The organism is Streptomyces sp. NPDC002809, from assembly GCF_040295435.1.
In the GTDB taxonomy this organism is placed as follows: domain Bacteria; phylum Actinomycetota; class Actinomycetes; order Streptomycetales; family Streptomycetaceae; genus Streptomyces.
Genome location: NZ_JBEOVJ010000003.1, coordinates 1 through 11,816, shown reverse-complemented (window position 1 = coordinate 11,816; position 11,816 = coordinate 1). Strand labels below are relative to the sequence as shown.

Sequence of the window (11,816 nt, the reverse complement as noted above, 5' to 3'; positions counted from 1 at the left end):
CGGCCGGGGGTGGTGTCGTATCCGCCCGGACCTGCGGCCGGGGGTGGTGTCGTATCCGCCCGGACCTGCGGCCGGGGGTGGTGTCGTATCCGCCCCGGCCGCCGCTGTCACCCGTACGGCATGACATCTGTCATCCCGTTTCCACGACCCGTGACCCTGCCGGGCGTGCCCCCTGCTGAGCCAGGCTGGACGCATGACAACGACAGCCCCCGAAGTCACCGCGGCGAAGACCGCCGTGGTCAGCTTCGACCAGGTCAGCAAGGCCTACGGAGACGTACGCGCCGTCGACGGGCTGACCCTCGACCTGCACCCCGGCGAGACCGTGGCCCTGCTTGGCCCCAACGGCGCCGGCAAGTCCTCCACCCTCGACCTCCTCCTCGGCCTGCGCACCGCCGACTCCGGGACGGTCCGCCTCTTCGGTACGACTCCCCAGGCGGCCATCGCCGCCGGACGCGTCGGCGCGATGCTGCAGACCGGCGGCCTGATGGAGGACGTCACCGTCGGGGAACTGGTCGGGCTCGTCTGCGAACTGCACCCCAGGCCCTACCCGGTCGACGAGGTGCTGGGCCGGGCCGGAATCGCACCGATCGCCGGCCGCATGGTCAACAAGCTCTCCGGCGGCCAGGAGCAGCGCGTACGGTTCGCGCTCGCCACCGCGGGGGCCAGCGACCTCATCGTGCTCGACGAGCCGACCACGGGGATGGACGTCACCGCCCGCCAGGCCTTCTGGGCCACCATGCGTGAGCAGGCCGACCAGGGCCGTACGGTCCTGTTCGCGACCCACTACCTCGAAGAGGCCGACGCGATCGCCGACCGCGTCCTGGTCCTGCACAAGGGCCGGATCCTCGCCGACGGCACCGCGGCCGAGATCAAGGCGAAGGCCGGGGCCCGCCGGATCTCCTTCGAGCTGGAGGGCGCGATCGACGAAGAGGCCCTGCGCGCCCTGCCGTTCCTCTCCACGCTCGACATCACCGGCCACCGGGTCCGGATCCAGTCCCACAACGCCGACGCGACCGTGCACGCCGTCTACGGCCTGGGCCTCTACCCGCGCGAACTCGAAGTCGCAGGACTCGGCCTGGAACAGGCCTTCGTCGCCATCACCGAGGCCGAGGAGGCCAGGACCAAGTGATGATTTTCTTCTCATGGGCGCTCATCAAGCTCGAAGTGACCCGCACCCTGCGGAACAAGAAGTTCATGTTCTTCTCGGTCATCTACCCGTCGGTGATCTACCTGCTGATCTCCGGCACCCAGAACACCACCGACAAGGTGCCGCACACCGACCTGACCCTGCAGTCCTTCTTCATGGTCTCCATGGCCTCGTTCGGCGCGCTCACCGCCGTCCTGATGGGCAACAGCGAACGCATCGCCAAAGAACGTGAGAAGGGCTGGGTCCGCCAGCTGAGGCTGACCGCGCTGCCGAGCCGCGGCTACGTCCTGGCGAAGATCGCCAGCGCGGCCATGGTCACGCTGCCCTGCATCGTGGTGGTCTTCCTGGTTGCCGCCTCCGTCAAGCACGTACGGTTCGACCTCTGGCAGTGGTTCGCCCTCACCGGCGTCATCTGGGCCGGCTCACTGGTCTTCGCCGCGCTCGGGGTCGCCATCGGCTACCTCGCCAGCGGAGACGCGGTCCGCCCGATCACGATGATCATCTACTTCGTCCTCTCGATCCTCGGCGGCCTGTGGATGCCGAGCGCGACCTTCCCGCAGTGGATCCAGAACATCTCCGAGTGGCTGCCCACGCACGCGTACGCTGCACTCGGCCAGGCCGTCGAATTGGGCGGCGCGCCGCACGCCAAGGACGTCGCCATCCTCTTCGCCTACTTCCTGCTCTTCGCGGGCGGCGCCGCCTGGCTCTACCGGAAGGACACGTTGAAGGCGTGAACGAGGACGAGATGTCCGTGGGCGTCGGGCGCCCGCCGTCGACCGCCAAGCAGACCCGGATCAAGCTGATGTGGATCGGTGTCTGGCTGGCCTTCATGAGCGCGCCGGTCAAGGACCTCGCCGACGGCAACCACACCCCGTGGGCGACCGCGCTCGGCGTCCTCGGGCTGATGGTCTTCGTCGGCGCCTATCTGGTCCTGGTCTTCCGCCACACCTCCAAGGCGCTCGACCCCTTCCGGGTCCGTGCCGCCCTCGCCTTCCTCGGGGCACTCGCCGTCCTGCTGTCGCTGACGTTCGGGACGCCGTGGCTGGTCCTGTTCGTGTACGTGGCGGTGTCCGTCGGCGCCACGCTGCCGATGCGGACCGCCCGTTGGCTGATCCCGGCCGTCACCGCAGTGCTCGTGGCCATCGGCCTGACCGGCGACCACCCCCGCGAGATCATCACGGCACTGGTCTTCCCCGCACTGCTCGGCGGCTTCGCGATGTCCGGCGTACGGCAGATGATCCGCACCACGATCCAGCTCCGTGAGGCCCGCGCCACCGTCGCCCAGCTCGCCGCCAACGAGGAACGGCTGCGCCTCGCCCGTGATCTGCACGATCTGCTCGGCCACTCCCTCTCCCTGATCACCCTCAAGAGCGAACTGGCCGGGCGGATGCTCCCGGACCACCCGGAACAGGCGGCCGCGCAGGTCGCCGACATCGAACAGGTGAGCCGCCAGGCCCTCGTGGACGTACGCAGCGCCGTCACCGGCTACCGCCGGCCGACCCTCCCCGGCGAACTGGCCGGGGCCAGGACCGCCCTCGCCGCCGCCGGAATCACCGCCGAGATACCGGCCGAGGCCCCCGAGGACCTCCCGGAGGACTTCCCCGAGAAGGCGGAGGAGGTACTCGCCTGGGCACTGCGGGAAGCCGTCACCAACGTCGTACGCCACAGCGACGCGGGCCGTTGCACGGTCACCCTCGCCCCGCGCCAGACCCTCGACGGGCGCGTCCTCGAACTCACCGTGGCCGACGACGGCCGCGGCGCCGCCGGCACGAAGCGGGGCAACGGCCTTACCGGCATGGCCGAGCGGCTCGCCTCGGTCGACGGGACACTCGCCACGCGGGCCACCGACTCCCGCTCGGGCAAAGGCTTCACCACGGTCCTCAGCGTTCCGCTCGAATCCGGCCTAGGATCCCGGGAATGAGCATGATCAGACTCCTCCTCGCCGAGGACCAGTCCATGGTGCGCGAGGCCCTTGCGGCGCTCCTCGGCCTGGAACCCGACATCGAGGTGGTCGCCCAGGTCGCCCGCGGCGACGAGGTGCTGGCCGCGGCCGGGGAACACCGCATCGACGTGGCCCTCCTCGACATCGAGATGCCCGGCATGACGGGCATCGAAGCGACGGCTGAGCTGCGCCGCGCCCTTCCGGACGTCAAGATCGTCGTCGTCACCACCTTCGGCCGCCCCGGATACCTGCGGCGCGCGATGGAGTCGGGCGCGGACGCCTTCCTGGTGAAGGACGCACCGGCATCCCAACTCGCCGAGGCCGTACGCAAGGTGCTCGCCGGGGAACGGGTCATCGACCCCACCCTCGCGGCCGCCGCCCTCGCCGACGGCGCCAGCCCGCTGACCGAGCGTGAACGCGATGTGCTGCGCACGGCCGCGGACGGCTCGACCAACGCGGAGATCGCCGCGACGCTGCACCTGTCCCAGGGCACGGTGCGCAACTACCTCTCCATGGCGATCCAGAAGATGGCGGCGCGCAACCGTGCGGAGGCCGTCCGCATGGCACGGGAGAAGGGCTGGCTGTAGGGCGTGCGCCCGCCGGGCGGCGCGCCGTGCGGCCCGCTGTGCGCCCTGCCGAGCCGCCCCCGGTGCTGTCCTGTGGCCCGCGGTGTTGTCCTGCCGCCCGCGGTGCTGCCCTGTTGCGGGTCGGCCCCTCACTGGGCGGTCGACACCAGCCCGCCCCTCGTACGCCATGATGACGAGCCCGCGCAATCGTGCGGAGGCGGTCCGGATGGCGCGGGAGAAGGGCCGGCTGCAGGGCGTGCGCCCGCCGGGTGGCCCGCTGTGCGCCCTGCCGGGCGGCCCGCCATGCTGTTCCGTGGCCGACCGGCCCCTCACGGGGGTGGCGGCCTCAGGCCCCAGGTCCGCGCGCGCCCCGCCGTGCTGCCCTGTGGCGGGTCGGCCCCTCACGGGGGTGGCGGCCTCAGGACCGCGTGCGTCCCGCCGTGCTGTCCCGTGGGCGGCTGCCCCCCTCACCGGGCGGCCGACACCAGCCCCGCTTCGTACGCCATGATGACGAGCTGCACCCGGTCCCGGGCGCCGAGCTTGGCGAGCAGCCGGGTCAGATAGGTCTTGGCCGTCGCGACGCTGATGAAGAGCCGCTCGGCGATCTCCGCGTTGGACAGTCCGCTGCCGACCAGCACCAGCACCTCGCGCTCCCGGCCGGTGATGGCGGTGAGCGGGCGCTGCGGGGGCGACGAGGCGGGGCGCCCGGCGAACTCCTTGATCAGCCGCCGGGTGACGCTCGGCGCGATCAGGGCGTCCCCGGCCGCCACCACTCGCACCGCCGCCAGGATGTCGTCAAGCGCCATGTCCTTGACCAGGAAGCCGGCCGCGCCGGCGCGCAGGGCGCCGTACACATACTCGTCGTCGTCGAACGTCGTCAGGACCAGCACATGAGCGGCGCCGGATCCCGCGGTGATGTTCCCGGTGGCCTCGATGCCGTTCATACCCGGCATCCGGATGTCCATCACGACGACATCGGGGGCCAGTTCGGCGGTCAGCCGTATCGCCTCGTCGCCCGTTCCCGCCTCGCCGACGACATCGAGGTCGTCGGTGTCGGCCATGACCATGCGCAGGGCGGTACGCACCAGCGGCTGGTCGTCGGCGAGCAGGACGCGGACCGGGGCGGCGGCTCGGGGCGTCTCGTTGCTCATGCCGCGTCTCCCGTGCCCGCCGCGGCCGGCACCGGCAGCCGGGCCGTCACCCGGAAGCCGCCCTCGGGCCGCGGCGCGGCGGCGAACTCGCCGTGGAGCAGGGCGACCCGCTCCCGCATACCGACCAGGCCGAAGCCCGAGTCCGCTGCGGTTCCCACGCCCCGGCCGCGGTCCGCGATCTCGATGACGAGATCCTCGGGGCCGTACGCCACGGACACTCGGCAGGAACCGGTCGCGGCATGGCGGACCACGTTGGTCACCGACTCCTGGATGATGCGGAACGCCGACAGGTCGATGTCCGGCGGCAGCGGCCGGGGCCTGCCCCGCCAGTCCACCTCGACCCGGACACCGGCCGCGGTCGTGGCTTTCGCCAGCCGGTCGACATCAGCGAGCCCCTGCGCCGGGTGCAGGGGCGCGGACTCCCGCGCCGCCCCCTCGTGGGCGGACTCCCGCGCCGCCCCCTCGTGTGCGGGCTGGCCCTCCCGCAGCGCGCCGAGCATCCGGCGCAGCCCCGACAGCGTCTCCCGGCCCGCCGTCTCCACCGCGCTCATCGCCTCGCGCGCGGCATCCGGCTGGGTGTGAACGACCCGGGCCGCGGCACCCGCCTGCAGCGCGATGATCCCGAGGCTGTGCGCGACCATGTCGTGCATCTCGCGAGCGATCCTCAACCGCTCCTCGACCAGGGCCTGTTCGGCGGCCTGCGCGGCAAGACTCGCGCCGTGCCGGCGGGCCTCGTAAGCGGAGCCGCCCACCAGCCAGGCGACGACCGCGGTCAGCGCGACGACCAGCTCCGCCGACGTGCCGACATCCCACCCTGCGAGCAGCCGGACGGTCAGGAAGCCGGTAAGGGTGCCGAGCGCCATCAGGAGGGCGATGAAAGCGATCCGGCGCGACCGGGTGGCGGCGATGAAGTACAGCGCCACATCGGCGGCCAGGAACTGGGCGAGCGGTATCTCTCCCACGCTCAGCGAGAACGTGGCGAGCGTGGCGGCGCCCAGCACCAGCGCCAAGGCCTTCAGCGGACGCCGGTCCAGCAGTACGCAGCCGGCCGCCGCCAGAGCCGTGGCGAGCAGCTGGGTCAGCAGACCGTCCCACCGGTAGATCAGCACTCCGGGCCGGACGGACGGCTCGTACTCGCCGGGCAGCCGCACCCGCATGAGGAAGGTGAGCAGCATGCCCGCGTACCAGCCCATGCCTACCCACCAACCAGGCGGCACGCGCTTGAGACGAGGCAGAGAGGGGGAGTGGGACATGCGCCGATCGTAGCCACCGCCCCCCGGACCGGCATCTGACCACGGTCGTACAACCTGGGTCGACACCGGGCCGGACAGGTGTCACCGCCGGTCCGATGCCGAACGGTGGGTGCGGACAGGACAGTTGACGGTGTGATCGAAGTCAACGGACTGACCAAGCGATACGGCGCCGCCACCGCCGTCAAGGACCTCACTTTCACCGTACGGCCGGGCGAGGTCACCGGCTTCCTCGGACCCAACGGGGCAGGCAAGACCACCACGCTGCGCATACTGCTGGGCCTGGTCGAGCCGACCGCTGGGACGGCCACCCTCCAGGGCCGGCCGTTCCGTGAGCATCCGCGCGGACTGCGGCATGTCGGCGCCCTGCTCGACGCGGGCGACGTCCACGGGGGTCGCACCGCCCGCGCCCATCTCGCGATGCTGGCCCGCAGCAACGGGATCGCGCGCCCCCGGGTCGACGAACTGCTCCAGGAAGTGGGCCTCGAAGGAGCCGCTCGCCGCCGCATCGGCGGCTTCTCGCTCGGGATGCGCCAGCGCCTCGGCATAGCCACCGCACTGCTCGGTGACCCCCAGGTGCTGCTCTTCGACGAACCGCTCAACGGCCTCGACCCGGAAGGCGTGTTGTGGGTGCGCGGGCTGTTCCGCCGGCTAGCCGCCGAGGGGCGCACGGTGTTCGTGTCCAGCCATCTGATGACCGAGATGGAGCACACCGCCGACCGGCTCGTCGTCATCGGCCGCGGCGAACTCATCGCCGCCGAGAGTCTGACCGCGTTCTCCGCCCGCTCCACCCGGCTCAGCGTGACCGTCGGCACCCCCGACACCGCCGCCCTCGCCCCGCTGCTCACCGCGGAGGGCGCCTCGGTGGTCCAGGACGGCGACCGGCTCACGGTCACCGGCCTCACCGCCGCCCGGATCGGTGAGCTCGCCCTTCACCACCGCGTCCCGCTCCATGAACTCACCACGCTCCGTGCCTCGCTGGAGGAGGCGTTCATGGAACTCACCTCGGACAGCGTCGAATACCTCGCAGGAGACCCACGATGACCACGGCAACCGCCCCGACCACACCCGCCGGCCGCGTGCCGCACGACGAACCCCGTGCCCGCTTCCGCGACCTGCTCGCCGCCGAATGGCTCAAGACGTGGTCGCTGCGCTCCACCTCCTGGATGTATGCGATCACCGCGCTGGCCGTCATCGCGTTCAACGCCGGTACGGCCTACGACCACTACAAGTACTGGTACGAGTACGACGACCGCGGCCGCGAGTCCTTCATCGCCAACGGCTCGCCCCTCATGGACGCCTTCACCGGGAACGCCGCCATGGTGCTGGTGCTGGCCGTCGCCGCCATCGGTGCCGTATCGATCACCGGTGAGTACGGCACCGGCCTGATCCGCACCACGTTCACCGCCGTCCCCGCTCGCCGCTCGGTGATGGCTGCCAAGGCCCTCGTGCTCACCGCCGTCACCACCGTCTTCGGCACACTTGTCGCCCTGGCGTCGTTCGCGTCGACGCAGGCGATCCTCTCCGGCAGAGGCGCCTCGGTCTCCCTCTCCCACCCCGGCGCCCTGCGCCTCGTCGTCGCCTCCGCACTGCTCGCCCCGGTGGCCGCGCTCGCGGGCCTGGCGATCGGCTCGGTGATCCGCCACACCGGAGGCTCCGTCATCGGATGCGTGGTGGTGCTGCTTCTGCTCCCGATGATCCTCAGCGACCGTCGCCACCTGACGGCGGTGCTCCAGCACACGCTGCCCTTCAGCGCGTGGGAGCGGCTGTCGGTCTCGGATCTCCACGCGTCCGTCCTCTACCCGTGGACGGCCTCCGGAGCCTGGACCGTCTACGCTCTCTGGGCACTGCTGGCTGGCACGGCCGCGGTGATCGCGGTGCACCGCCGTGACCAGTGACGGACCGCTGTGAGCAGTGACGGACCGCCGCCGGGAGCCGGGCCCACTGCACCCCGGATCCCCGATTCGCCTTCCCTGCAAAGCATTTCAGAAACATTCTGGAAATCCTTGCGAGATCTCTTGACGTGTCCATCGCCCTGACGGCAGGCTCCGAACTCCCCCCACGGTGGCCAGGCGCGTGGCCGCCCACGTCGGGTACGGACCCCATATCCGTACCCGCGAACGAAGGAGCAGCAATTGAGTTCCCGCGCCGCTCGCGCGACACTGGCCGGCCTGCTCGCGGCCGCCGGTATCACCGCCCTCGCCCCCTGGAGCTCCCAGGCGACCCCGCCGGGCGACAAGACCGTCACCGCGACCCTGTTCGAGTGGAAGTACGATGCGGTGGCCCAGGCCTGTACGGACTCGCTGGGTCCGGCCGGCTACGGCTACGTCGAGGTCTCGCCCGCCTCCGAACACATCCAGGGCGATCAGTGGTGGACCTCGTACCAGCCCGTCAGCTACAAGATCGCCGGACGCCTCGGTGACCGAGATGCGTTCACGGCCATGGTGGAGAGCTGCCATGCGGCCGGGGTGAAGGTCGTCGCCGACGCCGTCATCAACCACATGTCGTCCGGCTCCGGCACGGGAACCGGCGGCACGTCGTACACGAAGTACGACTACCCCGGGTACTTCCAGGACCAGGACTTCCACTCCTGCCGCAAGGACATCAGTAACTACGGTGACCGCAACGACGTCCAGACGTGTGAACTGGTCGGTCTGGCCGACCTCGACACCGGCAGCGACGCCGTCCGTACGACGATCGCCGCGTACCTTTCCGACCTGCGCGGTCTGGGCGTCGACGGTTTCCGTATCGATGCCGCCAAACACATGGCCGCCGACGACATCGCCGCGATCAAGGGCAAGATGTCCGACCCGGGGTTCTGGGTCACCGAGGTCATCTACGGCGGTGGTGAGGCCGTCCAGCCCGACGAGTACACCGGCGTGGGCGACGTCGACGAGTTCCGTTACGGCGGGCACCTCAAGAGTGCCTTCCAGGGCGGCGGCATCACCGGCCTGAAGAACATCGCCGACGGCAAGATGGCGAGCGCGAGCGCCCGTACGTTCGTCGACAACTGGGACACCGAGCGCAACGGCTCGACACTGACGTACAAGGACGGCGCGGCCTACACCCTGGCCAACGTCTTCATGCTCGCCTCGCCCTACGGCTCCCCGAACGTCTACTCCGGCTACGAATGGTCGGACAAGGATGCCGGTCCGCCGAACGGTGGCTCGGCCGCGTGCGACAGCGGCGGCTGGACCTGCACACACGCGCAGACGGCGATCACCGGCATGGTCGGCTTCCACAACGCCACGGCGGGCGCGGAACTGACCGACTGGTGGGACAACGGCTCGTCGGCGATCGCCTTCGGCCGCGGCGACAAGGGCTTTGTCGCAATCAACAACGGTGACGGCGAGCTCCAGCAGACGTTCGCCACGTCGCTTCCGGCAGGCACGTACTGCAACGTGGCGCAGGCATCCCCGGACGCCTGTGACGGCAACACGGTGCAGGTCGGCGACGACGGCACGGTGACGGCGACCGTACCGGCGAAGGGTGCGATGGCCCTGCACGGCTGATCAGTACGCCTGGCGCGTACGGCTGATCACCAGCCCAGCCCGTACGGCTGATCACCGCGCCCGTTGCGTACAGCTGATCACCGCGCCCAGCGTGTATGGCTGATCAGCACGCCCAGCACGCCCAGCACGCCCAGCACGCCCAGCACGCCCAGCACGCCCAGCACGCCCAGCACGCCCAGCATGCCCAGCGTGTGCGGACAGCTGATCATCACGCCCCGCGCACCACCGACCGTAAGCGCCTCCACTGGAGCGGAGGCGCCCGGCCGGTGGTGCGTTCTCACGTGGCGGGGGCGTCGAAGTAGTGACCCTTGTCGAGGTCCTCGATCAGCCCCGGACGGGTCGGCTGCCACCCGTACGACTCGCGGGTCAGGGCGCTGGAGGACGGCCCGTCCACGCCCACGAGGCCGCCCAGCCAGCCGAAGTGCGCGTCCGCGTCCTGCGGAGAGACGGAAGCGACGGGGAGGCCGAGCCGGCGCCCGATGGCGTCGGCGACATCGCGGATCGGGACGCCCTCCTCGGCGACCGCGTGCAGCGTCGATCCCGCGGGTGCGGTCTCCAGTGCCAGACGGACGAGGTGTGCGGCGTCGCCGCGGTGTACGGCGGGCCAGCGGTTGGCACCGTCGCCGACGTAGCCGGAGACGCCCTTGGCGCGGGCGATGGAGACCAGAGCGGCCATGAAGCCGTGATCGCCTTCGCCGTGCACCGTCGGCGGGAAGCGCACGACGGACGAGCGGACGTCGCGCGAAGCGAGGGAGACGGCCAGCAGGGCGGTGGTCAGCCGGGCCCGCGTAGCCTCGAACGGCGCCGGCCAGTCGGGGCTCTGCCCGTCCTGCTCGGTGGCGACCCGCCCCGGTGCGAGCCCGAGCGTCCCGGAAGCGATGACGAACGGCTTGCCGGATCCCGCGAGCGCCTCCCCGAAGGCCTCGACGGCGCGGCGGTCCGCGTCGGCGGCGCCCTGGAAGTCCCCCGAGAAGGCGATGTCGTGCTTGAACGCGAGGTGAATCACGCCGTCCGCGGCGGCCGCCGCGTCGCGCAGGGCGCCGAGGTCGTCCAGGTCCCCGCGCAGCACCGCGGCCCCCGCGGCGGTGAGCGCCTCGGCCGAGGCGTCCGAGCGGGCGAGTCCGACGACCTGGTGGCCCGCGTCGATGAGCTCGGGAACGACGGCGGAGCCGATCCAGCCGGACGCACCGGTCATGAATACACGCATGGGAATCCTCCTGGGTGGGCCGACCGTCCTGGCGGCGGCCCTCGTGGCCTTACGACAGGGCGGTCGATGTCAGCGACTGTCATCAACCTACCTCTGATGTCAGTAACTGTCATCCCATAGAATCGGAGCCATGAGTCGATGGGAGCCGAACGCGCGCGGCCGGCTGGAGCAGGCCGCAATGGAGCTCTACGGCGAGCGTGGCTACGAGAAGACGACCGTGACCGAGATCGCCGGACGGGCGGGGCTCACGGAGCGCACGTTCTTCCGGCACTACGCGGACAAGCGCGAGGTCCTGTTCGGGGGCTCCGTCGCGCTCCAGGGGCTCCTCGTGGACACCCTCGCCGAGGCACCCGCGTCCGCGTCGCCGATCGACGCGGTGGCCGTCGCGCTCCAGGCGACCGCGGCCGTGTTCGACGAGCGGCGCGAGCAGTCCCGGCGGCGCCAGGAGATCATCGCTGCCAACGTGGAGCTTCAGGAGCGGGAGCTGGTCAAGCTCGACTCGCTCGCCGCGGCCCTTGCCGGGGCGCTACGTGAGCGCGGCGTCCCGGAACCGGCCGCGAGCCTCGCGGGCGAGGCGGGCGTCGCGGTCTTCAAGGTCGCGTTCGGGCGCTGGATCGGCGGCAGCGGTGAGCCGGGCATGGGTGCGTGCATCCAGGAGGTGCTCGACGAGCTCAAAGCCGTGACGGCCGGCGGCCGGACCTGACAGCGGTGCGCCCCGCCATAACCATGACGGGGCGCACCTGGCTGCCGGGCCGTTCCCGGGCGGCTTTGAGGCAACCTGGTCCCGGGCAGCTTTGCGGCAACCCGGACCCGGGCGGTTTTGCGGCAACTCGGCTTGGGCCGCCTGGCGGCAACCCGGACCCGGCGCCTCTCACCTCTCTCGCATCCCTACGGGAACGACACCACCTGTGACGGCACGGTGGACGTCCCCGACGTGGGCGAACCCGTGTTGTTGATGACGTGTTCGTACTGGCCCTGGCCGCCGAGTGAGACGACGAGCAGGTCGTGGAACTTCACGCCGGGCTTCACCGGTGCTTCGAA

12 protein-coding genes are annotated in these 11,816 nt (G+C 71.1%); 8 read left to right on the top strand and 4 right to left on the bottom strand.

Annotated elements, in window-relative coordinates; all coding sequences use genetic code 11:
* The first annotated feature begins 193 nt into the window (after positions 1-193).
* Genes ABT025_RS02535 through ABT025_RS02520 form a run of 4 tightly spaced genes read left to right on the top strand, consistent with a single transcriptional unit; the run spans position 194 to position 3,676 of the window.
* Complete coding sequence (locus ABT025_RS02535) at positions 194-1,129, top strand: ABC transporter ATP-binding protein (protein WP_350988978.1); 936 nt, start codon at positions 194-196, stop codon at positions 1,127-1,129.
* Positions 1,129-1,881 carry an ABC transporter permease gene (locus tag ABT025_RS02530; RefSeq protein ID WP_350988976.1) on the top strand — a complete coding sequence of 251 codons (753 nt, stop codon included), beginning with the start codon at positions 1,129-1,131 and terminating at the stop codon, positions 1,879-1,881. The genes ABT025_RS02535 and ABT025_RS02530 overlap by 1 nt, the downstream gene beginning before the upstream one ends.
* On the top strand, positions 1,878-3,068 hold the full coding sequence (locus ABT025_RS02525) for a sensor histidine kinase (protein ID WP_350988974.1): 1,191 nt from the start codon (positions 1,878-1,880) through the stop codon (positions 3,066-3,068). The genes ABT025_RS02530 and ABT025_RS02525 overlap by 4 nt, the downstream gene beginning before the upstream one ends.
* Positions 3,065-3,676, top strand: coding sequence for a response regulator (locus tag ABT025_RS02520; protein WP_350988972.1), 612 nt, complete (start codon positions 3,065-3,067; stop codon positions 3,674-3,676). Before ABT025_RS02525 ends, ABT025_RS02520 begins: the two co-directional genes overlap by 4 nt.
* Positions 3,677-4,122: 446 nt before the next feature.
* On the opposite strand, the gene ABT025_RS02515 is transcribed toward ABT025_RS02520, so the two are convergent.
* Both ABT025_RS02515 and ABT025_RS02510 read right to left on the bottom strand, forming a co-directional pair.
* On the bottom strand, positions 4,123-4,806 hold the full coding sequence (locus tag ABT025_RS02515; protein WP_350988970.1) for a response regulator: 684 nt from the start codon (positions 4,804-4,806) through the stop codon (positions 4,123-4,125).
* On the bottom strand, positions 4,803-6,059 hold the full coding sequence (locus ABT025_RS02510; protein ID WP_350988968.1) for a sensor histidine kinase: 1,257 nt from the start codon (positions 6,057-6,059) through the stop codon (positions 4,803-4,805). The genes ABT025_RS02515 and ABT025_RS02510 overlap by 4 nt, the downstream gene beginning before the upstream one ends.
* 132 nt (positions 6,060-6,191) lie before the next feature.
* On the opposite strand from ABT025_RS02510, the gene ABT025_RS02505 reads away from it, so the two are divergent.
* From ABT025_RS02505 to ABT025_RS02495, 3 genes are all read left to right on the top strand, one after another.
* On the top strand, positions 6,192-7,100 hold the full coding sequence (locus tag ABT025_RS02505) for an ABC transporter ATP-binding protein (protein WP_350988966.1): 909 nt from the start codon (positions 6,192-6,194) through the stop codon (positions 7,098-7,100).
* On the top strand, positions 7,097-7,954 hold the full coding sequence (locus ABT025_RS02500) for an ABC transporter permease (RefSeq protein ID WP_350988964.1): 858 nt from the start codon (positions 7,097-7,099) through the stop codon (positions 7,952-7,954). Before ABT025_RS02505 ends, ABT025_RS02500 begins: the two co-directional genes overlap by 4 nt.
* 237 nt (positions 7,955-8,191) lie before the next feature.
* Complete coding sequence (locus ABT025_RS02495) at positions 8,192-9,568, top strand: alpha-amylase (RefSeq protein ID WP_350988962.1); 1,377 nt, start codon at positions 8,192-8,194, stop codon at positions 9,566-9,568.
* 77 nt (positions 9,569-9,645) lie between these two features.
* Here the strand turns inward: ABT025_RS02495 and ABT025_RS02490 are convergent, their stop codons facing one another.
* Together ABT025_RS02490 and ABT025_RS02485 are read right to left on the bottom strand one after the other, a co-directional pair.
* Positions 9,646-9,780, bottom strand: a complete 135-nt coding sequence (locus tag ABT025_RS02490; protein ID WP_350988960.1) for a hypothetical protein — start codon at positions 9,778-9,780, stop codon at positions 9,646-9,648.
* A gap of 65 nt (positions 9,781-9,845) precedes the next feature.
* Positions 9,846-10,775: an SDR family oxidoreductase gene (locus ABT025_RS02485; RefSeq protein ID WP_350988958.1), complete on the bottom strand. Its 930-nt coding sequence runs from the start codon at positions 10,773-10,775 to the stop codon at positions 9,846-9,848.
* A gap of 130 nt (positions 10,776-10,905) precedes the next feature.
* Here ABT025_RS02485 and ABT025_RS02480 point away from each other — a divergent pair, with 130 nt between their 5' ends.
* Positions 10,906-11,478: a TetR/AcrR family transcriptional regulator gene (locus ABT025_RS02480; protein ID WP_350988956.1), complete on the top strand. Its 573-nt coding sequence runs from the start codon at positions 10,906-10,908 to the stop codon at positions 11,476-11,478.
* Positions 11,479-11,816 lie beyond the last annotated feature (338 nt).